The organism is Paraburkholderia sp. BL6669N2 (genome assembly GCF_003387275.1).
In the GTDB taxonomy this organism is placed as follows: domain Bacteria; phylum Pseudomonadota; class Gammaproteobacteria; order Burkholderiales; family Burkholderiaceae; genus Paraburkholderia.
This window is the reverse complement of the sequence record NZ_QUNA01000002.1, coordinates 1086366-1113331: the sequence shown is the minus strand read 5'-3', so window position 1 is coordinate 1113331 and position 26966 is coordinate 1086366. Positions and strand designations below refer to the sequence as shown.

Annotated in this window: 18 protein-coding genes and 2 pseudogenes; 13 read left to right on the top strand and 7 right to left on the bottom strand. The window is 63.3% G+C overall.

Annotated elements, in window-relative coordinates:
- Window positions 1-85: 85 nt before the first annotated feature.
- Window positions 86-1102 (bottom strand): IS110 family transposase, encoded by a 1017-nt coding sequence (locus tag B0G80_RS27520; RefSeq protein ID WP_116121208.1) that lies wholly within the window; start codon window positions 1100-1102, stop codon window positions 86-88.
- Between the two features lie 163 nt (window positions 1103-1265).
- Between B0G80_RS27520 and B0G80_RS47295 the strand changes: the two are divergent.
- The 6 genes and pseudogenes from B0G80_RS47295 to B0G80_RS27490 all read left to right on the top strand — a co-directional run.
- Window positions 1266-1880: pseudogene (locus tag B0G80_RS47295) on the top strand (DUF2345 domain-containing protein); the annotation flags it as partial.
- A gap of 241 nt (window positions 1881-2121) precedes the next feature.
- A complete protein-coding gene (locus tag B0G80_RS27510; protein WP_116121207.1) occupies window positions 2122-2805 on the top strand; it encodes a response regulator transcription factor in 684 nt (227 codons plus the stop codon).
- Complete coding sequence (locus B0G80_RS27505) at window positions 2802-3788, top strand: alpha/beta fold hydrolase (protein WP_116121206.1); 987 nt, start codon at window positions 2802-2804, stop codon at window positions 3786-3788. Before B0G80_RS27510 ends, B0G80_RS27505 begins: the two co-directional genes overlap by 4 nt.
- A 188-nt stretch (window positions 3789-3976) precedes the next feature.
- Complete coding sequence (locus B0G80_RS27500; RefSeq protein ID WP_116121205.1) at window positions 3977-4162, top strand: DUF3563 family protein; 186 nt, start codon at window positions 3977-3979, stop codon at window positions 4160-4162.
- Between the two features lie 362 nt (window positions 4163-4524).
- On the top strand, window positions 4525-5751 hold the full coding sequence (locus B0G80_RS27495; protein ID WP_116121204.1) for a hypothetical protein: 1227 nt from the start codon (window positions 4525-4527) through the stop codon (window positions 5749-5751).
- A gap of 17 nt (window positions 5752-5768) precedes the next feature.
- A complete protein-coding gene (locus B0G80_RS27490; protein ID WP_116121203.1) occupies window positions 5769-8351 on the top strand; it encodes a response regulator in 2583 nt (860 codons plus the stop codon).
- A gap of 27 nt (window positions 8352-8378) precedes the next feature.
- Here the strand turns inward: B0G80_RS27490 and B0G80_RS27485 are convergent, their stop codons facing one another.
- Entirely contained in the window at window positions 8379-9545 is a 1167-nt protein-coding gene (locus tag B0G80_RS27485) for a hybrid sensor histidine kinase/response regulator (protein WP_116121202.1), read from the bottom strand.
- 305 nt (window positions 9546-9850) lie between these two features.
- On the opposite strand from B0G80_RS27485, the gene B0G80_RS27480 reads away from it, so the two are divergent.
- Complete coding sequence (locus B0G80_RS27480; RefSeq protein ID WP_116121201.1) at window positions 9851-11686, top strand: ABC transporter ATP-binding protein; 1836 nt, start codon at window positions 9851-9853, stop codon at window positions 11684-11686.
- A gap of 33 nt (window positions 11687-11719) precedes the next feature.
- On the opposite strand, the gene B0G80_RS27475 is transcribed toward B0G80_RS27480, so the two are convergent.
- The gene (locus B0G80_RS27475) at window positions 11720-11935 is read right to left on the bottom strand and encodes a hypothetical protein (RefSeq protein WP_116121199.1); all 216 of its coding nucleotides are present in this window, start codon (window positions 11933-11935) and stop codon (window positions 11720-11722) included.
- Between the two features lie 420 nt (window positions 11936-12355).
- Between B0G80_RS27475 and B0G80_RS27470 the strand changes: the two genes are divergently transcribed.
- The 4 genes from B0G80_RS27470 to B0G80_RS27455 are packed head-to-tail and all read left to right on the top strand — an operon-like array spanning window position 12356 to window position 21554.
- Entirely contained in the window at window positions 12356-13591 is a 1236-nt protein-coding gene (locus tag B0G80_RS27470) for an efflux RND transporter periplasmic adaptor subunit (RefSeq protein WP_116121197.1), read from the top strand.
- Between the two features lie 15 nt (window positions 13592-13606).
- Window positions 13607-16732, top strand: a complete 3126-nt coding sequence (locus B0G80_RS27465; protein ID WP_116121195.1) for an efflux RND transporter permease subunit — start codon at window positions 13607-13609, stop codon at window positions 16730-16732.
- A complete protein-coding gene (locus tag B0G80_RS27460; protein ID WP_116121193.1) occupies window positions 16729-20049 on the top strand; it encodes an efflux RND transporter permease subunit in 3321 nt (1106 codons plus the stop codon). Before B0G80_RS27465 ends, B0G80_RS27460 begins: the two co-directional genes overlap by 4 nt.
- Window positions 20046-21554 (top strand): efflux transporter outer membrane subunit, encoded by a 1509-nt coding sequence (locus tag B0G80_RS27455; protein ID WP_116121191.1) that lies wholly within the window; start codon window positions 20046-20048, stop codon window positions 21552-21554. The genes B0G80_RS27460 and B0G80_RS27455 overlap by 4 nt, the downstream gene beginning before the upstream one ends.
- 124 nt (window positions 21555-21678) lie before the next feature.
- On the opposite strand, the gene B0G80_RS27450 is transcribed toward B0G80_RS27455, so the two are convergent.
- Window positions 21679-21906: a hypothetical protein gene (locus B0G80_RS27450; protein ID WP_116121189.1), complete on the bottom strand. Its 228-nt coding sequence runs from the start codon at window positions 21904-21906 to the stop codon at window positions 21679-21681.
- Window positions 21907-22225: 319 nt separating this feature from the next.
- On the opposite strand from B0G80_RS27450, the gene B0G80_RS27445 reads away from it, so the two are divergent.
- Both B0G80_RS27445 and B0G80_RS27440 read left to right on the top strand, forming a co-directional pair.
- The gene (locus tag B0G80_RS27445) at window positions 22226-22732 is read left to right on the top strand and encodes a hypothetical protein (RefSeq protein ID WP_147309923.1); all 507 of its coding nucleotides are present in this window, start codon (window positions 22226-22228) and stop codon (window positions 22730-22732) included.
- A 207-nt stretch (window positions 22733-22939) separates the two neighbouring features.
- Entirely contained in the window at window positions 22940-24007 is a 1068-nt protein-coding gene (locus tag B0G80_RS27440; protein WP_116121185.1) for a catalase, read from the top strand.
- 218 nt (window positions 24008-24225) lie between these two features.
- Here the strand turns inward: B0G80_RS27440 and B0G80_RS27435 are convergent.
- The 3 genes and pseudogenes from B0G80_RS27435 to B0G80_RS27425 all read right to left on the bottom strand — a co-directional run.
- Window positions 24226-25350 (bottom strand): annotated as a pseudogene (locus B0G80_RS27435) (IS701 family transposase); the annotation flags it as partial.
- Between the two features lie 112 nt (window positions 25351-25462).
- Complete coding sequence (locus B0G80_RS27430) at window positions 25463-26596, bottom strand: porin (RefSeq protein ID WP_116121183.1); 1134 nt, start codon at window positions 26594-26596, stop codon at window positions 25463-25465.
- A 2-nt stretch (window positions 26597-26598) separates the two neighbouring features.
- Window positions 26599-26961 carry a Rieske 2Fe-2S domain-containing protein gene (locus B0G80_RS27425; protein WP_116121181.1) on the bottom strand — a complete coding sequence of 121 codons (363 nt, stop codon included), beginning with the start codon at window positions 26959-26961 and terminating at the stop codon, window positions 26599-26601.
- Between the last annotated feature and the right edge of the window lie 5 nt (window positions 26962-26966).

Below are 26966 nucleotides of genomic sequence, written 5' to 3'. Positions count from 1 at the left end.
GTCCGACCTGTTTGCCATTGAATCAGATCACTTGTGCAACCAATGAAGAGGTAAAACAATTGCCGCCATCCGATCGTTGCTCCGTTCATACCGGCGGTGCGTACTCCAGGCCGCGTGCGAGCAATACCCAGATCGTCCTGGCGATCTTGTTGGCAAGTGCCACGACGGCGATGTTTGTTCCCCGTCTCGCCTGAACCTCGCGTATCCATCGGGAGAGCGTATCGGTATGTTTTATGGCTTGCTGGACGACCGATCTGGCGCCGTGTACCAGCAGCATTCGCAGATATCCGTTACCGCGCTTCGTGATACCGAACAGACGATCCTTGCCGCCTGATGAGTGCTGGCGTGGGGTCAAGCCCAGCCACGCCGCAAACTGTCTGCCGTTTGAGAATTCAGTGGCACTCCCCGCTGCGGCGATGACAGCAGTTGCGATCAGTGGCCCAACGCCTCGAATCTTCTCAAGTCGCTGACTGACAGGGGATGCCTTGTGCACTTGATGGATCAATTCATCATACCGGGCGATCTGCTTATCCAGCAGTACGAGTCGCTCGTACATATCCCGCATCATTGATCGACCCAACCCTGTGAGCTCGTTGCGTTCGTCGTCAATAATTGACGGAAGCTGCTGCCGTACTTTCAGTGCGGTTTGTGCAATGACCACACCGTATTCGGCTAACAGGCCTCGTATCTGGTTGATCTGCGCGATACGGTCTCGCATGAGCAGGCTGCGGATGCGGTGCATGGACTGGATATCCTGCTGCTGAACGCTGTTGACCGCAACGTAGCGCATGGTCGGACGGGACGCAGCTTCGACGATCGCTTCCGCATCGTTGCGATCGTTCTTCTGGGATTTGACGAACGGCTTGACGAATCGGGGCGCAATGATCTGCACATGATGTCCCATCGCCGAGAACCGGCGGGCCCAGTAATGCGCTCCACCACAGGCTTCCATCACGATACGGCAAGAGGGCAGATTGACAATGGATTCGAGGAGCTTGTTGCGGCTGACTCGCCGACTCAACACTGGATGACCGCGTTCGTCCACGCCGTACAGCTGCAAGATATTTTTTGCAAGATCGATGCTCAGCAACGCGACGCTCATGACGGCCTCCGGTCAACTGCAGATCAGGAGCTCTGATACTGCCACGCTCTCAGGCGGAGCACCTTCGTGCACTACCACCGAGGGTGGGACGAGGCCATTCCACTATATCCAGCATCGTCTGATTTCACCTGCTCAGGTCGCTTCCACAACATGGGCGTACTGCGCAAACCGGGGCATGCTGGTGACCACCGAGACGCGCAGCGGTGCGCAGTCGCCCGCGAAGGACATGGGCGAGACGGTGCAGCGCCTGACGCAGGCGCGCGCGCAACACGAGGACATGGCGCAGCTCGCGCAGCAGCACAACGCGCAGTCGTCCGACGCGAGCCAGCACGACGCCGCGAAAGCCATCAAGGCGCAGAACGACGCGATCCGGGGCGGCACCGCCCACTGGCGTGAAAATCCGTTCCCCGAAATGACGCGACCTGATCTTGTCGTTGCGAGCGCGGCGGGCATCGGCATGACCGCCGCGCAGGGAACGCACATCGTGAGTGGACAGGATCATGCGGTGACAGCGGGTCGCGACGTAAGCGTGTCGTCCGGGCGCTCACTGTTCGCGTCGGTGCGCGGTGCGATCTCGATGTTCGCCTACCAGCTTGGGCTGAAACGGGTCGCCGCGAAAGGCAAGGTCGATATCCAGGCGCAGAGCGACTAGATCGCGCTCGCGGCCCTGAAGGACATCACGATCACCAGCACGGACGGCAAGATCGCCATCACCGCGTCGAAGGAAATCTGGATCGGCGCGGGCGGCTCGTATATCCAGATCAACGCCAGCGGGATGTCGGCACGCCACGAGTCCCCTCCACCTCAGCGCTTCGCGCGCAGCGAAGTCCTCGAATCGTTCCGCATCCACGCTTGCGTCGGCACGCACAAGACTTCTCATCCGTTCGTCCAGAACGGCACGCCGGATCATGCCGCCGCGCGTGCATCGGTTATCATTCAATCGCCCGCTTACCGTGGTCCGGCCATGCGCGCGCGAGCTGCGAGTCAGGCACAACCTGACTGTTGCCGACAGGACGATCATGAGAGTTCTCCTTGTTGAAGACGACCTGCAGATTGGTCAAAGTCTGCTGCGTGCACTCAAGGACGCCGACTATAGCGTCGACTGGGTGAGAGACGGCGTCGCCGGGCGCGACGCGATGGCCAATGCCGAATACACCGTCGTGCTGCTCGATCTGGGCTTGCCCGGCATGAGCGGCATCGAGTTGCTGAAGTCGTCGCGCGCGGCCGGCAACGCGGTGCCGGTGCTGATCCTGACCGCCCGCGACGATCTCGATTCGCGCGTACAGGGTCTCGATGTCGGCGCCGACGACTACCTGCTCAAACCTTTCGACGTCCCCGAACTGCTCGCCCGCATCCGTGCCGTGCTGCGGCGCAAAGCGGGCTACGCTTCGTCGCGTCTCGGCGACGAATCGCTGAGCCTCGATCTCGACAAGCGCACGCTGACCTGCAACGGCGCAACGACCGTGCTGTCCGCACGCGAATTCGCGCTGATGCTCGCATTTCTCGAACGCCCCGGCACGATCCTGTCGCGCGAGCAGCTCGAGGACCGTTTGTACGGCTGGGGCAAAGAGGTCGAAAGCAACGCGGTGGACGTGCTGATTCATTCGGTGCGCAAGAAATTCGGCCTCTCGGTGATTCGCAATGTCCGCGGGCTCGGCTGGACCGTGATGCTCGGCGAAGCCGGCAAGGGCCCGGCGTCATGAGGCGCCTATGTGCGCTCGTCGCGGCAACGTCGCTGGTCGCGCTATTCGGCGCCACGCAGCCCGCGCTTGTCGAAGCGAAAACCGTCCACTTCGCGAACGAGAAGGCCTGCCCTGTCGTTGCCGATCGCCCGGACCACAAACCGTCGATTCGTGAACAGATCGCGCATACGGTGAACGGCGACATCGCGTACTACCGTTTCGGCCACGGCACGCCGATCGTGCTGCAAACCGGTTTTCGCGCGACGGTCGCGGAATGGGACGCGGCCTTTCTGACCGATCTCGCCAAACGGCACGAAGTCATCGTCTTCGACAACCGCGGCATCGGCCGCTCCGAACCGGCTGCATCGAGCTTTACGATGCGGGACATGACGCTCGACGCGGCTGCGCTGATCGACACGCTGCGACTCTCCGACGTCACCTTCGTCGGCTGGTCGATGGGCGGCGCCATTGCCCAGCAACTCGCGCTCGATGCGCCGCTCGCCGTGCGGCGCATCGTCCTCATGAGCGCGCCCGCGCCGGGATCGCTCGGCGTGCCGGTGACGCCGGAGGTCGAAGCCACCTTGTCAGGCAAAGCGGGCACCACCTTCATGGACGTCATGCGGGTCCTGTTTGCACCCAACGCCGTGGACGCAGCGCAGCGGTGCTTCCGTCGGAATATGTTCCAGCCGGCCGGCTATCAGTCGCCCGCCATGTCCGCGACCGTGACCGAAGGGCAGTCGGCGTTGCTGCACGATTGGGCCGGTGACGAGGCCGCCGCGGCGGCGCTGAAAAACGTCCGCCTCGCCACCCTGATCCTGACGGGCGCCGACGATCAGGTCTTGCCGAAGCAGAACTCGGAAGCGCTCGCCGAACAGATTCCGCATGCGCAACTGCTCGTGGTGCGTGCGGCGGGCCACGCGATGATGTATCAATACCCGCACGCGCTGGCCGCCGCGATCAACACGTTTATCGCAACGTCGCGCCCGCCCAGCAGCGCCGAATAAATCCCCCAGCCTCGGCCGGCGCCGCGCGCGTTTCAGTTCGAAATTCACCCGGGCCGAGCCGTGGTTCGCCGGTTTCACGCGCTCATTTCCGGCTCATTCTTCGCGCCTAAGCTCTATTCCATCGACGGGCAACGCCAACTCCCATAGCCGGATCGCAACGCTCGTCGCAACACGGACTGGAGAAAATCATGTTCACCGAGCTTGCGAAGAAACTGAGCGCCTTGCTGATCACCACCGACGACCACGAACGCGACGCCTATCTGGCGTCGTCGGCCGATCTGGTCGATCTGGAGCACCGCATCAACGTGGTCGAAACGCATGCGGATTCGGTACGCTGGTATGGGGCGAGCACGCCGCATGAAGGGAGAATGTGAAGCACGTCGTGCCGCCCACGCTTTCATGGGCGCGTCGCTCAAACGTGCCCACGAGGTGCAGACCGACTGGCTCGCGTGCTCCGGCGATGCGCCGAAGGCAGTGACGCCACTCGTTCATACGGCTGCCCAAAATTTTCCAACGGAAAGATTCCAGCTTCTCCGGCCCGTTTGGCCATCGCATCTTCTCGTTGGAAAAATCTACCGGGCCGAATCGCCGGGGATGCCAATTCTCGGCAATGCGAAGCAACAGACGCGCACACAGCATCAGTTTTCTCTAGAGTTGAAGGGTCGACCATCTAACACGCCAGTCGACTTTGTCGCGCTGATCGTCCAACGCGAGTTTCAATCAAAGGGAAAAACAAATGAAAACTTCTGTTCACCACGAAATACAGACCTATTCCGACGGGCAAATCGGGGGTCGTCAACTTCAAACGGGCGCCTTAAAACTTAAGCACACCATCCCCCCGGACGAGATCCGGGATAACCTGCCGGCCGGTCAAGGCGGCGTCGGATTTCTCTTTCACGCTACCGACTGGGAAACCCTTTCCTTTTCGTTTCACAATGTGAAGCATCGAAATGCGTCATTCGAAGAAGAGCTTTGGAACACCAGGCCTTTCATTGCCTCACCCATCTATTCGGGATCGCAGATCATCGGCGCCAATATCGCGTGTCCCGTTCCGCTCGAAATGTGGCTCGGCAGCCCGCGCGGCATCAAGCGATTTCGCGAGACGCAATTTTTCCCGGCCCTGGAGCTGGCAAGACAGGCCGGCCTGAACATGGTGGCGATGGGCGCCTCCACGCCTTATGCGTGCAACTACGGAGCCCTGCCGCGCGACATCAAACCGCCGCATATCACCACCGGCCACGCCGCCACCGCCGCGATGCTGAAAGACTGGGCCATGCACTGCTGCAATGAACTCGACCTCGAATTCGGCAACACCAAGCTTGCTCTATTCGGCGCGGCCGGCCGGCTCGGCACGACGGTGGCCAAATACGCGCTCTACAAAGATGCGCCGCGCGAGCTTGTTCTGATCGATCTGCCGGACAAGGTGAATCTGCTCACCGAGCAAGCCAGGGAGTTGATGGCATCGGACCTGCTCGGTAAAACGCGCGTCTCTGTGCACACCTTCAGTCCAAACACCCCACTGCCGGACTTCGACGGCGCGATTCTGGCGAGCAGCACCAGCGTGCCCTACCTTACCGCGGCCGATCTCAGGCGCGCGCAGTTCTGGATCGACGACTCCCACCCGCGGGCGGCGAGCGTCGAGGCCGAACTCGCGTCACGCGGACATACGCTATATATTGAGTGCTTCGCGCGTGGGCCGGCCGGACTCAACACCGCGTTCCCGTTCCGGCTGCCGACCACGCGCGACTGCTATACCTGTTTCGCCGAAGGCTACTCCGCCTGGCAGGAAGGCATTGCGTCCGACTTCATCATCGGCAGCCCGCCCGTGTGGTCCGTCTCGTACACGCACAGCCTGCTGAAGAAGCACGGTTTCGCGGTCGGCCCTTTCCACGGAAAGGACGGTTCGCCGATCGAGCCGGCGGCTGCGCAACTTCGCGGCAAGCAAGAATTGATGGGCTCGTAAATGTCACTGGAGGCCTGATGGTCATGCCGCGCGAGAGCATGCGGGACGTGCTGGAACGAAGCCGGTTTGCAATAGGATGGGGCGGCGCACTGGGCCTCCTGTGCCACCCGATCTACTACGTAGTCTGGACTTATGTCCTGCCGCAGCCTTACGACAATCTTTCCCTTCGACTGAGTGCGGCGCTAGTCTGCATTCCGTTGATTTTTCAGGCGCGCTGGCCGAAGCGGTTCAATCATTACCTGCTGATCTATTGGCATTGCTGCCTGATCTACGTCCTGCCATTCGTTTGCACATTCCTCGCGATCAGAAATTCATTCTCCACCATGTGGATGATGACCGAGGTCATGATGATTTTCATCATGGCGCTGTGCATCGACAATCCGCTTTTGCTGATGGGCTGCATCGGCATTGGCGTGTTCTCCGGGGCACTTGCCGCGGTGCTCAGTTCGCCGGTGCCGATTGTCGTGACCGCCGCCGATCAGTCGAATCTCGCCTTGCTGCCGGTCGTCGTCCTGTGCAGCATGGCGTTTAGTCATGCGATCAGTAAAGGACGCATCTTCGTTGAAAAGAACCGTGCGCTGCAGGCGCTCGCCGGTTCGATCGCGCATGAAATGCGCAATCCCCTGAGCCAGTTGCGCTACGTGCTGGATCGCGTGGAAGAAGCGCTACCCGCAACCATGGGACCCGATAGCCCGCTCGCGCTCGTGCACGACACGCACGATCGACGCGACAGGAATGGGAATACCGCCGGACTGTATCGTCATCTCGCGCAAGGGCAATTGTCGATCGAGCGCGGACTGCGCATCATTGCCATGACGCTGGACGAAGTCAGCGCCAAACCCATTCGCCCGGACTACCTCGCTTATCTGAGCGCCGCGAGCACCACGCGTAAGGCGCTGGAAGAATACGGCTTTGCCGACGAAAAGGAACGCGACAAGGTCAGGCTCGTGGTGCGGGAGGACTTCACCTTCAAGGTCGACGAAACCGTCTATCTGTTCACGCTGTTCAATCTGATCAAGAACGCGCTCCATCACATCGCCACGCATCCGGCGGCCACGCTTACCCTGACCATCGAGCAGCAGTCGGTCATGGTTCGCGACACCGGTCCCGGCATTGCGCCCGCGATGGTATCGCATCTGTTCGAGCCGTTCCGTACCGCGGAGACTTCGGGCGGCACGGGGCTCGGACTCGCCTATTGCCAGCGCGCCATGCGCGCCTTCGGCGGCAGTATCAGTTGCCGCTCGGAAGTCGGCAGGTTCACGGAATTCACGCTGCAATTTCCCGTCGTGCCAAAGAGCGAAATCGTGGACCACGAGCGGCACATATTTGAACGCGCCACGCCGGTCTTCAAAGACAGGCGTATTCTGGTCGTGGACGACGACGCCGGTCAGCGTGCGCGCGCCTGTCGTGCGTTGTCGAAAGTGGGCGCGTGCGTGAGCGAAGCGGAAAACGGCGCGGTTGCATTGACCGTGCTCCGCGAGTCGGCCCCTTACGACCTCGTATTGATGGACATCAACATGCCGGTTCTGGACGGCTATACGGCCGCCGAAAAAATTCGCGCCGCTCACGACTATCCGAGCTGGAATGTCCTGATTGCCGCCTATACGGCCGAGCCCGGAAGCGTGGTGCGCGTGCTCGCGCGGCGCGCCGGCATGGACGGAATCATCAGCAAGTCCTGCAGCGTGCTCGAATTGATCACGACGCTGCAGGCGCTTCTCGAAAACGGCAACCGCCACCCTCTGAGCCAGCAATCCGACGCGTTCTCCGGCAAATCGATCCTCGTCGCGGACGACGACACCTACAGCCGGCTGGTGGCCAAAGCCTATCTGGAGCGATGCGGCGCAAGCGTCGTCGAGGCCGAGCATGGGCAGGCCGTGCTCGCGCATCTGCAGGGGGACGGCGTAATCGACGCCATCGTCATGGATATGAATATGCCGGGCATGGGCGGCCTGGAGACGACCGCGTCGATTCGCGCCCGTGCCGACTCATATGCCACCGTGCCGATCATCGCGCTGACCAGCCAGTCCGATCTGAAGGCCGTGCAGACCTGTCTCGCCGTGGGCATGAACGAAGTCATGATCAAACCGGTGCAAGCCGGTTCGCTCTACGCGTGCCTCGCGCGACAGTTTGGCCGGCAACGTGACTCGAACGCGCCGGCGCAAACCGAACTCTCGTCGACGACGGCGGCCACGCCGGCCGGCAATCTGCCGATCGTGACGGACAGCGAACTGCTCGACGAGAAACACCTCGAAGAACTGGCCTCGCTCGATCTGCTCGACGAATCGTTCCTCAAAGGCATCGAGCAGATCCGCCAGCTGGTGGCGCGGCTTGCGACAGGTGTCGCGGCCGGCGACCTCGAATCGACGCACGGCGTGTTGCACATCCTGCTCGGCGTGAGCGGCAATCTCGGCGCGCGAGCGCTGCATCAGTTCGCGCGGCAAATCTATCCGCGCGTGGTGCAAGGCGAATGGCCGGTGGAACCCGATTGGCTCGCGCGAATCGATATCCTGAGCGAGCGTTCGACCGATGCATTGCAGACGTATTTCGCCACGGCCAAGGCTGGCCGTGAGCATCGGGATTATTTCAGCGATCAGGAGTGACGCAAGTTGCCATGCGGGCCATCCAGTTCACCGCAAAGCCGCCTGACTAGCGGACGGCTCCTCGTCATCAGCGGCATGCAGGCGGCTATTGAACCCCGGAAAACCCATCGTCACCGTCGTCCCCGCGCCGACCGTCGAATCGACTCGCAGGCATCCGCCGAACGACTGCATGATCCGGTTGCAAAAGATCATCCCCATGCCGTGGCCGCCGGCGCCGGCGTACGTGGTGACCGGATCCTGCAGCAGACGCGCCTTGACCTCCGGCGCGATCCCCGGGCCGTTGTCGCGAATGCGGATCTCGGGCTCAGGGAACGCCACCACTTCGAGCCGCAATGCAGGCGCGCTGCTGCCGTCGAGCGCGCGCAGCGCGTTGGACAACAGCGAAGACAGCACGAGCGCCACGCAATTGGGCATGGCATGCACGATAAAATCCCCTTCCACGTCGACCTTGACCCAATCGCGCTGCGACGCGACGAACGGATAGGTGTCGAGCAGCGTGGCGATCAGGCGCGTCGCCCTAACGGCGCGCGTACCGCCGCCCGAGGCGGACTTCTGGCCGCCGCTCTTGTGCACCGTCGCCCAGAACGACGAGATCAGCGTCAGGCAATACTGCGCATTGTTCAACATCGACTTCGCGGCGAGGCCGATCTCCCGCTGACGCTCAGGATCGTATTGCTCGGCCACGTCATTCTCGACGGAGCGCGCGAACAGCGAGATCGTCGCCAACGGCGTGTTCAGTTCGTGGGCGAGGAAGGCGAGCGTCTCGTCCATGGCCAGCAGCCGCTGCTGACGCGTTTCGCGTTCCGTGTAGCGCGCGGTTGCGAGTTGCAGCACCTCGCGCACCATGTCCGTTCGCAGCGGCTTTTCGATAATGCGGAACACGTCGCCGGTATTGACCGTTTGCAGCAGCATGTCCTTGTCGGCATAAGCGGTCACGAGAATGCGCACGATTTGCGGATACTCGCGCGCCACCTGGCGCAGCAGATCGTCGCCGTCGCGGCCCGGCATGCGGAAGTCCGTCACCAGCACGGCAATCTCCGAGGCGTGCTTGCCGAGCACCGTTATCGCCTCATCGGCGCCTTGGGCGACATACACTTTGTAATCGGCGCTCATCGCGCGCGCGAAGTGATTGCGCGACATCTCGTCGTCGTCGACGAAGAGAACGGAAAACGGCGGCTGCATAGGGTCACTCATCGCATTCCCAGCGGATGGCGGCGGGTCGACATTGAACGAAACCCACGTTACGGATGATAAAAATGGCTTGCCGCGCGGCAAGCACCGGATCGTTTTGGCGTTTGGAAGTATAGGGTATCGCGTCTCGCGAAAAATGGGGAATCACCGCACAGCCTTATCCGATATGCATCAGCGCAAACCAGACCGGCTCGCCGCGCATAACGGCACGTTGCTTGCGTACCGACAGAGCCGGACTGATCCACTGTCGCCTGCGCCGCGGGACCGCACAGCATGGACGCCGGAACCCTTCGAACCAGTGCGGTGCCATGGAACTGTCCAACGATGGTGATGCCGGCCGGGCCGGGCGCGTGCGCAGACGGCGGCAATCCCGCGTGCTGTCGCGCTACGCCGGGCGGCCCATCCGGCTGATCTGGCGCTACGTGGCGCGCCGCAAGCTGACGCACACCGTGGTGCTGGCGAGTGTCGTGGCGGCGGTCGGCTGCGCGCTGGCATCACAATATGGGATCCGCAATCTGATCGACGCGTTGCCGAACGGCCGCGCCCACCCGCAACACGTGATTCACGCGTTTGCCGTGCTGGTCGCGCTGATCCTCGCCGACAATCTGTTCTGGCGCATCGCGGGTTGGGTCTCGGCGCGCACGTTCGTGGCCGTGACGGGCGATATCCGGCGCGAGATGTTCGACTATCTCACGGTGCACGCCCCCACCTTCTTCGCCGACAAGCAACCCGGCGTTCTGTCGAGCCGGATTTCGGCGACGGCCAACGCGGTGTACGTGATTGAAAACACCGTGGCGTGGACGGCGTTGCCGCCGAGCCTGACCGTGGTCGGGGCGATCGTCATGGTCGGCGCGGTCAGCATTCCCATGAGCCTGACGCTGGTCGCCATGTCCGCCGTGCTGGCGTTCTGCCTGTTCCTGCTGGCGCGCAAAGGCACGGCCCGGCACGAGGCGTTCGCCGCGCGGGCCGCCTCGGTCGACGGCGAACTCGTCGACGTGATCGGCAATATGGGCCTCGTGCGCGCCTTCTGCGCCGTGGTGATGGAACGGCGTCGCTTCGACGAACTGCTCGCGGTCGAAAGCGACGCCCGCAAGAGCAGCGTGCTTTACCTCGAAAAGCTGCGCCTGCTGCACGCGCTCGCCACTTCCGTCCTGTCGGCGTGCGTGCTCGGGTGGACCGTGTGGCTGTGGAGCGTCGGCCGTGCGACCACCGGCGACGTGGTTCTGGTCGGCTCGCTCGGTTTCTCGATCCTGCATGGCTCGCGCGACATCGCCGTGGCGTTCGTCGACCTGACCCAGCATGTCGCCCGGCTCGGCGAAGCGTCCGAAACATTACTGATCCCGCACGCCATGCCCGAACCCACCAGAGCGGCGCCGCTGGAAGTCCGGCAGCCCACCGTGGACTTCGAAAACGTGACCTTCGCGTATCCGGGCCGCCGCCCGGTGGTGAGCGGTCTGAACCTGCATATCGGCGCGGGCGAGCGCGTCGGTCTGATCGGTCCTTCGGGGGCGGGCAAATCGACCATCCTCGCGCTCCTTCAGCACTTCTACGAGCCGGTCTCCGGCTGCGTGCGCATTTCCGGCCAGGACATCGCGCATGTCACGTTGCAAAGCTTGCAAGGCGCCATCTCGGTCGTGCCGCAGGACGCGTCGCTGTTTCACCGCTCGCTGCTGGACAACATCCGCTACGGTTGCCCCGACGCCACCGAGGCCGACGTGCGCCGCGCGTGCGAGGACGCCTACTGCCTCGATTTCATCAACGCGATGCCGGAAGGGCTCAACACCATTGCGGGCGATCGCGGCACCAAACTCTCCGGCGGACAGCGGCAGCGCATCGCGATTGCCCGCGCCATTCTGAAAGACTCGCCCATCCTGCTGCTCGACGAAGCGACCTCGGCGCTCGACACCGCATCGGAGATCGCCATTCAGGCCGCGCTCGAACGGCTCATGCAGCATCGCACCGTCATCGCGATCGCTCACCGGCTGTCGACCTTGCAGTCGTTCGACCGGATCGTGGTGCTCAACCGCGGCCGCGTCGTTCAGCAAGGCACGCCGGCCGAGCTGGCCGCCGTGCCCGGCATCTATCGCGACACGCTGGCCCGGCAGATCAGACGCACGCCGGCGCCGCGCCCCGATCTCATGTGATCGAAACGCCGGCGACGCCGCAAGGTCGTTCTTTCACACGCCGCCGCCGAACAGACGGCGCACGAGTTCACGGCCCCGGTTCGTCAGCCGCAGCGTCGACGCGCCGCCCACCATCACGCCCTCCTCGCGCCGGTCGATTTCGATCAGCTCGTACCGGCTCAGCGCGAGCACATCGGGATCGATGGCTTCCGGACGCCGCCCGGTGTCAGCGAGACGCAGCAGAGTCGCGAGTTCATGATGGCTCAGCATCGGGTACCTCGTCGGTTGAGACTGGACAAGGCCCTCATGCTAGCGAGCGACCCCGACAGTCGGGCTACGGTTCTGTTGCGTCGAGTTTCGCGGTTACACCTCGGCTGCGCGTATGCCTCGCTTGTTCTCCCGTCACGGTCCGCGTCGTTGCTACTTTTTTCCGTATGGCCGCGCTCGCGCCGGGGTAGACGGCATGGCGCCACGGTCCGGCCGACCGTAACAAATCGAAACGCCCGTCAAGGTGGTGTCGCGAGAATTAGCTCCACAGTCGGATAGACTCTGGGCGTGATTGTGTGGATTCCTGTCGCCGGCACCGGCGATGCCCATCCTGGGAGTTCGTATGACGCTCTTCGACAGCCATTGGCCGGACCGTCCATCGACGGCGTTCGCCGGGTGCCACGCATCCGGCGGGAGACCGTTATGAGCGAAGCGTCGACGATCCCGGTCAAGCGTCCGCGGCGTGGCCGCATCGTGTTCGCAATCGTGGTGCTGGCGCTGATCGCCCTCGTGGTGTTTCATGTGTTGCGCTCGAAGCCGGCCAAGCCGGGCGTGGCGCCCCAGGTCGTAACGGTCGCCGCAGCCACCACGGGACCGATGCCGGAGACGCTGAGCGAACTGGGCACCGTGACGCCCGTTGCCACCGTGACCGTGCTGCCGCAACTGAGCGGCTACCTGACCGCCGTCGGCTATCGCGAAGGCCAGGACGTGCAGAAAGGCCAATTCCTCGCGCAGATCGACCCGCGCCAGTATGAAATCAGCAAGCGGCAAGCCGAGGCGCAACTTGCCAAGGACAAGGCGGCGCTTGCCCAGGCGCGCGCCGATCTCGCGCGCTTTACCCAGCTCAACGAGCGTAAGTCGATCGCCGAGCAGACCTATGCGGACCAGAAGTTTCTCGTCCTGCAGGACGAGGCGGCCGTCAAGGCCGACGAAGCCAACATCGCCCAGTTCGATCTCGACCTGATCTACTGCCACATCACTGCGCCGGTGTCAGGCCGGGTCGGGCTGCGGCTCGTCGACCCGGGCAACTACGTGACCGCGTCGAGTCAGCCGGGCATTGCGGTCATCACCACGATGAAGCCGACCACCGTCCAGTTCACGGTTCCGCAAACCGCGCTCGATAAGGTGCTGCAACGCGTCAACGCCGGGGCGCAGTTACCCGTCGCCGTGTTCAGCAGCGACAATTCGCGGCAGATAGCGACCGGCACGCTTTACGCGATCAACAATCAGATGGCGACCGCGACCGGCACCGTCACGTTGCGCGCAACGGTCCCCAACGACGACGAGGCGCTCTTCCCCAACGAATTCGTCAACGTCAAACTGCTGGTCGACACGCTGCAAAACGCGGTGCTGGTGCCGACGCCCGCGGTGCAGAGCGGCGCGCCCGGCGACTACGTGTATCTGGTCAACGCCGACAACACCGTATCGGTGCGCAAGGTTACGCTGGGGCCCAGCGACGGTCAGCATACGGTGATCACAACAGGGCTCGCCGCCGGCAACGTGGTCGTCACCGACGGCATGGACCGCTTGAGCGACGGCTTGAAGATCAAGGCGTCGACAGCGCGGCCGGGCTCGGGTGCCGCGGGTTCGTCGGCGGCAGCGCCGGCCGCACCGCCGGCCTCTGCGTCCGCGGCCAACGCGGCATCCACGGCTTCATAGCACGCCGCCCCGTCGATGAACTTCTCCCGTCTGTTCATCCTGAGGCCCGTGGCGACGTCGCTGCTGATGGTCGCGCTCGTGCTCGTCGGCCTGGTCGCGGTGCGCTTCCTGCCGGTCTCGTCGCTGCCGGCTGTCGACTATCCGACCATCCAGGTCCAGACCTTCTACCCCGGCGCGAGTCCGAATGTGATGGCGACCACCGTCACCGCGCCGCTCGAAGTCCAGCTCGGCGAGATTCCGGGCTTGCAGCAGATGGTGTCTTACAGTTCGGAAGGCGCGTCGGTGATCACGCTGCAATTCGATCTCGCGCTGAATCTCGACATCGCCGAACAGAACGTGCAGCAGGCGATCAACGCCGCCAACAGCTTCCTGCCGGCCGGCCTGCCCGCGCCGCCGACCTACGCCAAGGTCAATCCGGCCGATCAGCCGATCCTCACGCTCGCGGTCACGTCAAAGTCCATGTCGTTGACGCAGTTGCAGGACACCGCCAACAATCGCCTCGCCACCAAGATCTCCGAAGTGCCCGGCGTCGGTCTCGTCACAACCGCCGGCGGCAATGTGCCGGCCGTGCGCGTCGAAGCGGACCCGCAGAAGCTCGCCGCCTACGGCCTGAATCTCGACGATCTGCGCACGCTGCTCGCGAACGTCAACGTCAGCCAGCCGAAAGGCAATTTCGACGGACCGGAGCTCGATTACACCATCAACGCGAACGACCAAATCGTCGATCCGCAAGACTATCTGGCCACGGTGATCGCGTATCAGAACGGCGCGCCGGTGTATTTGCGCGACGTCGCGCGCGTGAGCCAGGCCGCGCAGGATGTGGAACGCGGCGCGTGGTACAACCGCACGCCGGCCATCGTGTTGAACGTGCAGCGTCAGCCGGGCGCGAACGTGATCGCCACCGTCAACCAGATCATGAAGCAATTGCCGGCGCTCGAATCGACGCTGCCCGCCGGCCTGCAAGTCACGGTGGTCGCCAACACCACGGGCGTGATCCGCTCGTCGGTCTCGGACGCCGCGTTCGAACTGGTGCTCGCCGTCGTGCTGGTCGTGCTGGTGATTTTCGTGTTCCTGCGCAACGTGCCCGCCACCATCATTCCGAGCATCTCCGTGCCGGTCTCGCTGATCGGCACGCTCGCCGTGATGTACCAGCTCAACTATTCGATCGACAACCTCTCGCTGATGGCGCTGATCATCGCGACCGGTTTCGTCGTGGACGACTCGATCGTGATGATCGAGAACATCGTGCGCTATCTGGAGGAAGGCAAGACGCCGCTTGAAGCCGCGCTCGAAGGCGCCGGACAGATCGGCTTCACGATCCTCTCGCTGACGGTCTCGCTGATCGCCGTGCTGATTCCACTGCTGTTCATGGGCGGCGTGATCGGCCGGCTTTTCAGCGAATTCGCGATCACGCTCGCCGTGACGATCGTGATCTCCGCGGTGGTCTCGCTGACCGTCGTGCCGATGCTCTGCGCGCGTCTGTTGCGTGCGCAGGCGCAACGTCATCCGAGCCGCTTCGAGCGCATCAGCGAAGGCCTGTTCGACAAGACGCTCGCCGCGTACGAGCGCGGCCTCGTCTGGGTGCTCGATCACCAGTTGCTGACGCTGGTGGTCGCGCTGATCACCGTCGCGCTCACGGCGATTCTGTACATCGTGATTCCGAAGGGACTGTTTCCGGTGCAGGACGTCGGCGTGATTCAGGGCATCAGCGTGGCCGACAACTCGGTGTCGTACACTGCCATGGTCCGGCGTCAAAGCGCCCTCGCCGACGCGATTCTGAAGGATCCCGACGTGGTGTCGCTGACCTCGTATGTCGGCATCGACGGCACCAATCCGACGCTGAACAACGGCCGCTTCCTGATCAATCTGCGCCCGCGCGACGACCGCTCGATCACCGCCGAGGAGATCGGCCGCCGCATCCAGCAGGAAGTGGCCGACGTGCCCGGCATTCGCCTCTACCTGCAGCCCGAACAGGACCTGACGCTCGACACCTCGATCTCGCGCAACCAGTACAACTTCGTGCTGCGCGGGCCGAACCAGCAGGCTTTCAATCAATACGTGCCCGCGCTGATCGCGCGCATGAAGCAGATTGCCGCGATCACGGACGTCACCAGCAATCTGAACACCAACGGCTTGAGCGTGAACGTCGAAGTGAACCGCCAGCTTGCCGCGCGCTACGGCATCACGGCGGCCACGATCGACAACGCGCTGTACGATGCGCTCGGCCAACGCATCGTCTCGACCATCTTCCAGCAGTCCGATCAGTACCGCGTGATTCTGGTGGCGAAGCCCGAGACGATTCCCACGGTGCAGTCGATCGGCAATCTGTATTTGCCGAGTCAAACGAGCAGCACCGGGCAGGTGCCGCTGTCGGGCATCGCGAAGATCAGCATCACACAATCGCCGCTGTTGATCAGCCACCTTGCGCAGTTCCCTTCCGTCACGATCTCGTTCAACCTCGCGCAGGACGCGTCGCTCAGCGCCGCCGTCGCGCAGATCCGCGACGCCGAGAAAGCGGTGGATCTGCCGCCTTCCATCACGACCTCGTTCCAGGGCGCGGCTCAGGCGTTCGAGGATTCGCTTTCCAGCGAGGTGTATCTGCTGATCGCCGCGCTGGTCGCGGTGTATATCGTGCTCGGCGTGCTGTACGAAAGCTACATTCACCCGGTGACGATTCTCTCGACGCTGCCCTCGGCCGGCATCGGCGCTTTGCTTGCGTTGATGATCGCGGGCAGCGATCTCGACGTGATCGGCATCATCGGCATCGTGCTCCTGATCGGCATCGTCAAGAAGAACGCGATCATGATGGTCGACTTCGCGCTCGAAGCGGAACGCGTGCACGGCAAGCCGCCGCGCGAAGCGATCTTCGAAGCGTCGCTACTGCGCTTCCGGCCGATCCTGATGACCACGCTCGCCGCCATGCTCGGCGCGCTGCCGATGCTGCTGGGCACCGGCACCGGCTCGGAACTGCGCCGGCCGCTGGGTCTTGCGATCATCGGCGGGCTCACGCTCAGCCAGGTGCTGACGCTGTTCACGACGCCGGTGATCTATCTCTTCTTCGATCGCCTCGCGCAGCGTGTGAAGAACCGTCGCCGCGCCGCGAATGACGGCACCGCGGCGCCGCCGGAGAACGCGCCGTGAACATCTCGGCGCTCTTCATCCGGCGCCCGGTCGCGACCGCCCTGCTGGCGTTCGCGATTCTGATATCCGGCGCGCTTGCCTATTTCCGCCTGCCGGTCGCGCCGCTGCCGAACATCGCCTTTCCTGTGATCGCGTTGCAGGCGAACATGGCGGGCGCGAGTCCGGAAATTATGGCGGCCACGGTTGCCGCACCGCTGGAGCGGCGTCTCGCCACCATCGCCGACGTCAACCAGCTCACCTCGATCAGTTACGTGGGTTCGTCGCTGATCATCGTCGTATTCGGCCTGAACCGCGATATCAACGGTGCGGCGCGCGACGTGCAGGCCGCCATTCAGGCCGCCCGCGCCGATCTGCCGACCACGCTGCGCAGCAACCCGACGTACCGCCAGTACAACCCGGCCGGCGCGCCGATCATGGTGCTCGCGCTGACCTCCGACACGCTGACCAAAGCTCAGCTCTACGACTCCGCCGACTCCGTGATCCAGCAGCAGTTGTCGCAAGTCACCGGCGTCGGGCAGATCACGCTCGGTGGCGGCGCGTTGCCCTCGGTGCGCGTCGAGCTGGAGCCGGGCAAGCTGAACAGCTACGGCATCGGCCTCGAAGACGTGCGCGCGGCGATCGGCGCGGCGAACGCGAACAGCGCGAAAGGCCATGTCGATCAGGGCGAGCAGCGCTACGTGGTGACATCGAACGATCAGATCAGCAAGGCCGCGCCGTATCGCGACGTGGTGATCGCCTATCGCGACGGCGCACCCGTGCTGTTGCGCGACGTCGCCCAGGTGCGCGATTCGAATGAAAACATTCGCAATGCCGGACTCTACAACGGCAAGTCGGCGGTGCTCGTGATCGTTTATCCGACGCCGGGCAGCAACGTCGTGCAGACCGTCGGGCAAATCCGCGCACGTCTGCCGATCATCGAAGCCGCGTTGCCGAGCGCGATTCATGTGAACGTCGCCATCGACCGCTCGGAGTCGGTGAACTCTTCGGTGGCCGATACCGAGCGCACGTTGTTCATCGCAGTGCTGCTGGTGGTGGGCGTGGTCTTCGTGTTCCTGCTGTCGCCGCGCGCCACGCTGATTCCGGCGGTCGCGCTGCCGCTCTCGATCGTCGGCGCCTTCGGACCGATGTATCTGCTCGGGTATAGCATCGACAATCTCTCGCTGATGGCGCTGACCATCGGCACCGGCTTCGTGGTCGACGACGCGGTCGTGGTGCTGGAAAATATCGTGCGTCATCTCGAAGCCGGCCTCGAGCCGAAAGAAGCCGCGCTGCGCGGCAGCGCCGAGGTCGGCTTCACCGTGATCTCGATGAGCCTCTCGCTGATCGCGGTGTTCCTGCCGATCCTATTGATGCCCGGCATTGTCGGGCTGCTGTTTCACGAGTTCGCGGTCACGCTGTCGATCGCGATCATTTTGTCGCTGATCATTTCACTGACCGTCACGCCGGTCATGTGCGCCTACCTGCTCAGCCACGAACGCGCGATGCATTCAAAGGCACGCTGGGCACGCTGGATCGAGGCGCAGTTCGAGCGCTTCAAACAGGCCTATTCCCGCTCGCTCGCAACGGCGCTCGATCACGCGCTCGCGGTCGTCCTGCTGCTGATCGGCCTGCTGGTGGCCAACGTCTTTCTTGCACGGCTCCTATCCGGGACGTTCTTTCCGGAGCAGGACACCGGCATTCTGATCGGACAGATCATTGCCGACCAGAGCGTCTCGTTCGGCGCCATGGAAAAGAAGCTCGCGCAATTGCAGTCGATCGTGAAGCAGGACCCCGCGGTAGCCTCGGTCGCAGGTTTTACCGGCGGACGCGCGCTGAATACCGCGAACGTATTCATCGAACTCAAACCGCTCGCCGAACGCCATCTGTCGGCGACTGAAGTGGTCAACCGCTTGCGGCCGAAACTCAACGCCGTCTCGGGCGCGCGGCTTTTCCTGCAGGCGCAACAGGATCTGCAGATCGGCGGACGCCAGGCCGCGGCCGAATACCAGTACACGCTCACCAGCGACGATGCGAACGCACTCTTCACATGGGTGCCGAAACTCATGACCGAACTCGGCAAATACCGCAGCAAGATGGACGACGTGAACTCGGATCTGCAACAGAACGGCTTGCAAACCTATGTGAATTTCAGCCGCGCGACCGCCGCGCGTTATGGTTTTCAGCCGAACCAGATCGACAACGTGCTGTACGACGCGTTCGGACAACGCACCGTGTCGACCATTTACAACGCGCTGAATCAGTACTTTGTCGTGATGGAAGTCGCGCCGGCCTATTGGCAATATCCGCAAGCGCTCAATCAGATCTACCTGAGCACCGCCGCGGGCAACGCGAACGGCACGCAGCAGACGCAGATGTCGCGCGCCACCGTTAAAGCCGTGCAGCAGCCGGCGGCTGTCCGCAGCGCGTCGAGCACCAGCGCGAACACGAATTCGCTGAACGCCGATGCCGAAGCGAATCAGCAGACCAACAGCATTTCGAACAGCAAGGGCGGCAATTCCAGCGGCAGCGCCGACAGCACGGCGGCCGAAACCATGGTGCCGCTCGCCGCGCTGATGACCTTCTCGAACAGCCACACCGCGACGCAGGTGAACCACCAGAGCGGACTCGTGGCCGGCACCATCTCGTTCAATCTGCCGGCAGGCGGATCGCTGAGCGAAGCCGGTCAGATCATTGCGCAGGCCGAGCGTGACATCGGCATGCCGGCGTCGGTGCATGGCGCGTTCGCGGGCGCCGCGCAAGCTTATGGGCAGTCGATGGGCGCGGTGCCGCTGCTGATTCTCGCCGCGCTGGTAGTGGTGTATCTCGTGCTCGGCGTGCTGTACGAGAACACGGTGCACCCGCTCACGATCCTGTCGACGCTGCCGTCGGCGGGCATTGGCGCAACGCTGGCCTTGCTGATCTTCGGCACGCCCTTTTCTGTGATCGCGATGATCGGCATCATTCTGCTGATCGGCATCGTCAAGAAAAACGGCATCATGATGGTCGATGTCGCGATCCAGTTGCAGCGCCACGAAGGCAGGAACGCGCGCGATGCGATTCACGAGGCCGCGGTGGTCCGCCTGCGTCCGATCATGATGACGACCGCCGCCGCCGTGCTGGGCGCCGTGCCGCTCGCGATCGGCATCGGCCAGGGCGCGTCGTTGCGCCAGCCGCTCGGCGTGACGGTCATGGGCGGCCTGCTCGTCAGCCAGGTTTTTACGTTGTACACGACGCCGGTGATTTATCTGTACCTCGACCGGCTGCGCGCGCGACTCGCCAGATGGTCAGCGCGCCTGCCGTGGAATCGCCACGGCGAAGCACCGGATACGAGTTCATGATGAAGACGATCTCCCTCACCCGACTGGCCGGCGCGATGCTGGTGTTTTCGACTGCGTTGTCGACGGTGTTGACAGCCGGCTGCACGGTCGGCCCCGACTATCATCGCCCGCCCGTCGCGACGCCCGCCACGTGGAAAGAACTGCCTGGCTGGACCGAAGCGCAGCCCGCCGCCGAGTTTCCGAAGGGCGACTGGTGGACGGGCTTTAACGACCCGCTCATGGATGAATTCGAGCCGCTCGTGTCGGTGTCGAACCAGACCGTGCGCCAGGACTATGCGAATTACCAGCAGGCACTGGCAGAAGTGCGGCTTGCACGCAGCGCGCTGTTTCCGACGATCGGAGTGACGGGATCGGCGACCCGCGCACGTTCGTCGACCGGCAACTTCAGTAGCGGCTCACTTGGCGGCCTGGGCGGGGCGAGCAGTTTTCAGCGCATCAACAACGCCGGCTCGCTCGAAGCTAACGCCAGCTGGGCGCCCGACCTGTGGGGTCTCGTGCGACGCAATATCGAGCAGAGCGCCGTCACCGCGCAAGCGAGTCAGGCGACGCTCGCGAACGCCACGCTCTCCGAGCAGATCGCGCTGGCAAACGCGATCATCGATCTGCGCGTGACGGACGCGAATATCGATCTGCTCACTCACACCGTCGACGCGTTCCAGCAATCGTTGCGCGTCGTCGCCGAGCAGGACAAGGCCGGCACCGTGCCGCCGTCAGACCTGGTGAGCGCGCAGACACAACTGGAGTCGGCGCAATCGAGTCTGATCGCGCTGGGCGTCGCGCGCGCCCAGAACGTTCATGCGATCGCCGTGCTGGTCGGCAAGAACCCGGAAGAGTTGGACATCCCTCCGAACACCATGCTGCCGACTCTGCCGTCCATTCCGGTCAGCGTGCCGTCCACCCTACTGCAGCGCCGGCCCGACATTGCCGCCGCCGAGCGTCAGATGGCGGCGCAGAACGCCGCGATCGGCGTGGCCGTCGCCGCGTATTACCCGACGATCTCGCTGTCGGCGCTGGACGGCTTCACGCAGTCGCCGTTGGCCGGCCTGCTGCATATCAGCAACTACGTGTGGTCGTTGGGTGGCCAGGCGAGCGAGACGCTGTTCGACGGCGGGCAGCGCAGTGCGCAGGTCGATGCGGCAAAGGCGTCGTATGAAGCGGCCGTGGCCAATTATCGCGGCACCGTTTTGGCGGCGTTCCAGGGCGTGGAGAATGACCTTGCCGGCTTGCGCATCCTCGCGCAGCAATCCGAGGTGCTGGAGCGCGCCGTCCGCGACGCGACGCGCGGCACCGAGATTGCACGCAACGAATACCAGGCCGGCACGGTGGACTTTACGACGGTGGCGACTGCGCAAGCCGCTCAACTGAATCTCCAGCAAACCGCATTGAACGTGCAACAAACACGCTTGCTCGATGCGGCGTCGTTGATCGGCGACCTAGGAGGCGGCTGGTCCGATAGTGAACTGAGCGATCCGCGCAGGACGGGGCAACAGAGCGCGTCGCCCTAAGCCCTGACTTGCCGGTCCGTTCGCTAAGGACGCTGGTCGTTATCTTTCGCCGCCACCGCGCCGGCGATCCGATGCCGCGTCGGCGACGCCGCGACAAAGCCCGGTTAACCGCGCGACGACTATCTCAGGATAGCGAAGCAAGCATATTCGACAGCCGTCTGATGTGAGCCTTGAACGCGTCGCTGGCTTCGCGATCGGTGGTGGGATTCAGATGCGACGTCTCGGCGAGTTGAGCCTGCTCGTGGAAATCGTTGGCGACCGTGCGCCGCACGTCTGGTGGCAACGACCGCACGATGGAGACCAGTAGCGCCTCTTCGGCGTGGATCATGCCCAGAATCGAATGAGTGTCCATGGCAACAACTCCGTTGATGGCGCAGTAAGTTCAATCTAGCACGCTCCGCGCCGGGTATTCTGGTTACTTCCGCATACCTCTCGTTACAAACCGTCAGCCGCCGGTTGGTTATCATGTGCGCTCGCATCGCTCTGAGCACCGTTGGCTAATTATGAGGAAGATCGGAAAAGCGTTGGTAGTCGGTCTGGTGCTGGCAGAGGTCGGATTCGCCGTTTACCTACTGTCCCCAAAAAGTGATCCGGCGACCCGCGATCCCGCAGCCGTTTCGGACGGCTCCGCGGCGTCGGCTTCAGACAAAGTGCAGTCCGGCACGTTACATGTGACAGCCGACCCCGCAATCGGCACGCCGCCGCCCGGCGCGAGCGCGGATATCGCCACTCGCGCTCTCGCGCCGAGCCCCGCTCAATCCGTGCAGGGACACATCACGTCCGCGCCCGCGCCTGCCCCCGAACGGTCAACTGAACACGCCGCGCAATTGCCGCAGCAACCGGCACAACCGCATCCCCAAACGGTCCAAACGCCCGCCGTGGCCACTGTGCTTGCAGGCACCGATTCAAAAACAGCCACCGTTGTGCAACCCGGCCGCAGCCGTGACGGTCTGCACCGCCGCGACTCCACCTCGCTCTCGACCCCGGCAACGGACGAACTCGTCAAGGAATCCGCCAAGCTCGATCCGGCGCTCCCACCGCCCGAGCCGTTTGCACACGACGACCAACCTCGTCGCGGCTCGAACGCAGTCGGGGCCGCAATGACGGAACAACTCGTCAGAGAGTCCGCCAAGCTCGATCCGGCATTGCCGCCGCCGAACCCATCGGGCGTGCACTAATCGGGTGAAACGCCGCTCGTGCGGCCGCCGTAATCCACGTGATTGCCGTGATCACGCGCCGGCTGCTCAAGCCATGATGCGTTCGATTGCGCCGTAGTCTACGATGTAGTGCACATCCATGCGCGCCAGCAACAGCACGTTCGCCAATACAGCGCGGCGCAGGCCTGGACGCATTCCCATCGCAGCGAATCTTGATGGAGCACGAGCATGGCCAACGACTCCCCCGACATGGCAGAACGCGGCACCGGTTGGATCGACCAAGCCGACAATGCTCAGGCGATCGCGCTGCTGGTCGAGAAAATCAAGGCACAGCAGGCGACGATTGCCGCGAGCAGCGCCACTCATCTGGGCGGACGCGTCGACCGCGGCCAGCATCAGAAGCAAACGCTCGGCGCCTTCGGCACGCTGCGGATCTTCGAAACGATACCCATCGCACTCAAGCATGGTCCTTTCGCGAAGCAGGACGATCTGGAGCGCTCGCTTTGCTATCGGGTCGCCTGCCGTTTTTCGAACGGCCAGCCCTGCCCTTTCTCCGACCAGGCCGCGGATGTTCGCGGTGTCGCCATCAAGTTCTTCACCGCCGAAGGCATGGAAACCGACCTCCTCATGACCAACGAGGGCGGCCGTTCGCACGCGCGGAACGCGGTGCAATTCATGGACTTCGCCGATATCCTCGTGGCCCAGATTGCCAAGGGCGCGATTGGAGCACTGGAGCAGGCGTCGATCGAACTATTGAACGGCAAGCTGGGGCCCGCCGAAACGGCACGTATCGTCGCGATCCTGACCAGGGAAACGACGTTGCACTCCGTCGAAAGCCTGACGACCGAGCGGTTCTGGGGCTCGGTGGTGAAGCTTGGTCCCGCAGCCATCAAGTACTCGCTGCAACCCGAAGACGCAACGGCGCCAGGCACCGACGGCGACCGTCACGGCGACGACTATCTGCGCGAAGACCTGTTGAACCGCCTGCAAAAAGGTCCGCTCAAGTGGCAGCTCTGCGCGCAGTTCTTCGTGGATGAAGAAAGCACGCCGGTCAACGATGCATCGGTGGTATGGGCCGGGTCGCCGATTGCGATCGGCGTGCTGGAGATTGCGTCCCCGCCTTCCGCCGACGACGAAGCACGCATCAACCAGATGGCCTTCAACCCGGCCAACGGCTTCGAACCGCTCGGCATCACGCACGCCCGAAAAGACGTCTACGCGGCCAGCGCCGCGAATCGCAAGGACCGCGGCGTCTTGTCGAGCGAGGAGGCGCGCCGCTGCATTGGGCCAGTGTGAAACCTCTTGCGCCCTAATACTACAGCCGTAGATCTGGGTAAACTGGAGGCACACATCCTCGTCTTCGGTAGTGGCACTGCTGGGCGCGGTACTGGTGTCGGCGCCGCCATGCCGAACAGGACAACACGTACGCGATAGAGTGGGCGCCGCGCCACAGGATGCGACAGAGCAGCCGGCGGATCTCCTGCACGCTGAGCGGCACCAAACCTTCAGGTGTTTTTTTTGCCGTGCACCCGCAGGGTGACGAGTACTGCATGGGCCAGCAGAGCCAGCGTGATGTGGCGATACCAGCCTTGCCATCGGCGCACCTCATACTGATCGAGTCCGCATTCGCCTTTGGTCGCCTCGAAGCCGGTCTCGATTTCCCACCTGCGGCCCGCGACGTTCACCAGGGTTTGCCGTGTGGCCTTGCTGCGCGGTGCGTATACGACGTAATACGCATGTTCGCGTTGCTCGTCCAGGCTGCGTCGCACCAGCAGGTAATGCCCGAAGCGGCGCTCCTCTTCGGTGATCTGCAAGCGCCACAGCGGAGTCAGCGCCCAGTCATACAGGCGCTCGCCCTTGGCGCCGGCACCCGCTGACAGGCGGCGCCATGCCCTTGCCGGCAGGGCCTCGGCGATCCGGTCTGCCCGTACGTACTCTGGACCTTTCCACCATAGGGGTTCGTTCTTCGCAACGGCCAGCACGAAAGACTGGCCGCGCGACTCGAGCCACAGCCGCAGGTGACGGTCACCGCCGTAGACTTCATCCCCCGTGACCCAGCCGCACGGCACCCCTGCGTCCAGCGCCCGCTCAAGCATACGACGCGCAAGCTGTGGCTTCGTTGCGAATTCCACCGACCCGGGAATGCCCGCTGCCTCGCAGCGCACCCGGTCATCGGTCCACACCTTGGGTACATACAGTTCGCGGTCGATGAACGCACTGCCGCCACGACCGGCATAGCAGAGGAACACGCCGATCTGGCTGTTCTCGATACGACCTGCCGTGCCACTGTACTGGCGTTGAACACCGGCCGAGTGCTGTCCCTTCTTGAGGAAGCCGGTCTCGTCCACAATCAGCACCGCGTCACGCTCGCCCAGTTCTTCCACTACATAGCTACGCAGCACATCGCGAGCGGCATCCGCGTCCCATTGCGCCCGCTCCAGCAGGTGCTGTACGCCATCGGGTGTCGCTTCGCCGATCCATTCGGCGAGTTGCCAGCCGTTCTTGCGCTCGACTGTACCCAGCAGGCCCTTCAGGTATGCGAGCGACCGCTGTCGGGGCTCCGGACGCCTGAACAGTTCCCCGAGCCGCTGGTGCAGTACCTCCAGTTCACGCTCCCACGCTTTTGCAGTCGAATGCATAGCCTTAACGTATAGTAATCCTTAATTATTTGAGTATAGTAAAAAAATCTACGGCTGTAGTACTAAGCGGATCATCGTGAAGCCTCTCGACAAAACCGTGCGCCCTGTCTTGTCAAAAGCTCGTACGCAAACCAATGCGCGCAAGCGTCTGCGACCGGTTGCTCGCCGCGCCATCCGGTTGCAGCAGACCGTTGATCCATGCCCGCGTCACAGCCGCGTCGCCACTGGCGCGCTGGTAGATCGCTTCGACATAGGCGGTGGTGCGTTTCGAAAAGTTGTACTGCAACGCGGTGGTGACCTGTTGCGCCTTGTTGTTCAGCAGCACGTCGTTGCCCTTCATATACGCGTAGTCGAGACCGAGCGTCCACGGACCTGAAATCGTCCACGACGCACCGCCCTTGTAGACGTCGATCTTCGCGCCGCTCGCGGTATTTTTCGTATTGGTATAGAGCAGCATTCCCAGCACGCTGCCGAAGTTGTAGTGCGCGCCGAAGCCGAAATTGCGGATGCCGTCGTGACCGTCGCCCAGTTGCGGATACTTCACTTCGACGTACGCCGCGCCGATGCCCAACGGGCCGTTCGCATAGTTCGCGCCGAAGCTGATAGTCGAGTCCGACGAGAACGAGCCGGGCACGCCACCGAATCCATACAGCGCGCCGAACGTGAAGCCCGAAATGTCCGGGCTGCGATACTTGATCGAGTTGCCTACTCGCGTCGCGCCTGCCATGCGGTCGAAATCGAATGAACCGGTCGGATTATTCGGCACACCCAGCGCGGTGAACGGCCCCTGGCGAAAATCGTAGATGCCGCCGAAGAGGAACGCACCGTCATACAGTCCGAGCGTCAGCGTCTCGAACATGAAGTCGTACTGGTTGCCGAAGGTAAGCGAGCCGAAGCGGTCGTTGGTGAGACCGACGAGCGCCGTGCGGTTGAAGATCTGCCCTGCGCCCGGAATCGTCGCGCCGCTGCCCAGATCGAACTGCGACGTGAGTTCGAAAATCGCCTTGTTGCCGCCGCCCAGATCTTCACTGCCTTTGAACGTCAGCAAGTCCGGCGACAACACGCCGCTGTCGAACAGCGTCGCGGCGCCGCCATGCTGGTTATTCACATACGTGACGCCCGCATCGATCACGCCTTGCAGCGTCACGCTGCTTTGCGCGCTGGCTATATTCGGCACGATACCCGGCGCGATGCAGGCGAACGTGCAGCCTGCGATAGCCAGGCGCTTCGGCTTTTTACTCTTCATGCTTATCCCCTCCAGTCGTTGTTGAATATCTGTCGTCGTTCGATGCGGATATCGACCGGCGTGAGCGATGCCCCCTCGCACGGCCCATCGATGCACACGCCGTCTTCGAAGCGGAACATCGCGCTGTGATGCGCGCACATCAGCAATTCGGCGTCGTAGGCCCAGAACGTGTTCGGTTCGTAGTTCAGTGGAATCGAAAAATGCGGGCACATGTTGCGGTACGCCCATGCGTCGTCGCCGCGGCGCAGAACCACAACGCCTGGCGCGCCGGCCTGCCCGGCGGGGATTTCGAGCGCGCCGCCGTCGGGAATGTCATCGAGCGCGCAGAGAAAGCCTTGGCGAGGTTCGGGATTCGCCGCGTTCATCGCCT

Coding starts and splice junctions, on each gene's coding strand:
- B0G80_RS27440 (WP_116121185.1), top strand. CDS start 22,940: ATGGCCAACGACTCCCCCGACATGGCAGAACGCGGCACCGGTTGGATC.
- B0G80_RS27425 (WP_116121181.1), bottom strand. CDS start 26,961: ATGAACGCGGCGAATCCCGAACCTCGCCAAGGCTTTCTCTGCGCGCTC.
- B0G80_RS27500 (WP_116121205.1), top strand. CDS start 3,977: ATGTTCACCGAGCTTGCGAAGAAACTGAGCGCCTTGCTGATCACCACC.
- B0G80_RS27475 (WP_116121199.1), bottom strand. CDS start 11,935: ATGCTGAGCCATCATGAACTCGCGACTCTGCTGCGTCTCGCTGACACC.
- B0G80_RS27505 (WP_116121206.1), top strand. CDS start 2,802: ATGAGGCGCCTATGTGCGCTCGTCGCGGCAACGTCGCTGGTCGCGCTA.
- B0G80_RS27485 (WP_116121202.1), bottom strand. CDS start 9,545: ATGAGTGACCCTATGCAGCCGCCGTTTTCCGTTCTCTTCGTCGACGAC.
- B0G80_RS27455 (WP_116121191.1), top strand. CDS start 20,046: ATGATGAAGACGATCTCCCTCACCCGACTGGCCGGCGCGATGCTGGTG.
- B0G80_RS27470 (WP_116121197.1), top strand. CDS start 12,356: ATGAGCGAAGCGTCGACGATCCCGGTCAAGCGTCCGCGGCGTGGCCGC.
- B0G80_RS27520 (WP_116121208.1), bottom strand. CDS start 1,102: ATGAGCGTCGCGTTGCTGAGCATCGATCTTGCAAAAAATATCTTGCAG.
- B0G80_RS27465 (WP_116121195.1), top strand. CDS start 13,607: ATGAACTTCTCCCGTCTGTTCATCCTGAGGCCCGTGGCGACGTCGCTG.
- B0G80_RS27450 (WP_116121189.1), bottom strand. CDS start 21,906: ATGGACACTCATTCGATTCTGGGCATGATCCACGCCGAAGAGGCGCTA.
- B0G80_RS27495 (WP_116121204.1), top strand. CDS start 4,525: ATGAAAACTTCTGTTCACCACGAAATACAGACCTATTCCGACGGGCAA.
- B0G80_RS27510 (WP_116121207.1), top strand. CDS start 2,122: ATGAGAGTTCTCCTTGTTGAAGACGACCTGCAGATTGGTCAAAGTCTG.
- B0G80_RS27490 (WP_116121203.1), top strand. CDS start 5,769: ATGGTCATGCCGCGCGAGAGCATGCGGGACGTGCTGGAACGAAGCCGG.
- B0G80_RS27430 (WP_116121183.1), bottom strand. CDS start 26,596: ATGAAGAGTAAAAAGCCGAAGCGCCTGGCTATCGCAGGCTGCACGTTC.
- B0G80_RS27480 (WP_116121201.1), top strand. CDS start 9,851: ATGGAACTGTCCAACGATGGTGATGCCGGCCGGGCCGGGCGCGTGCGC.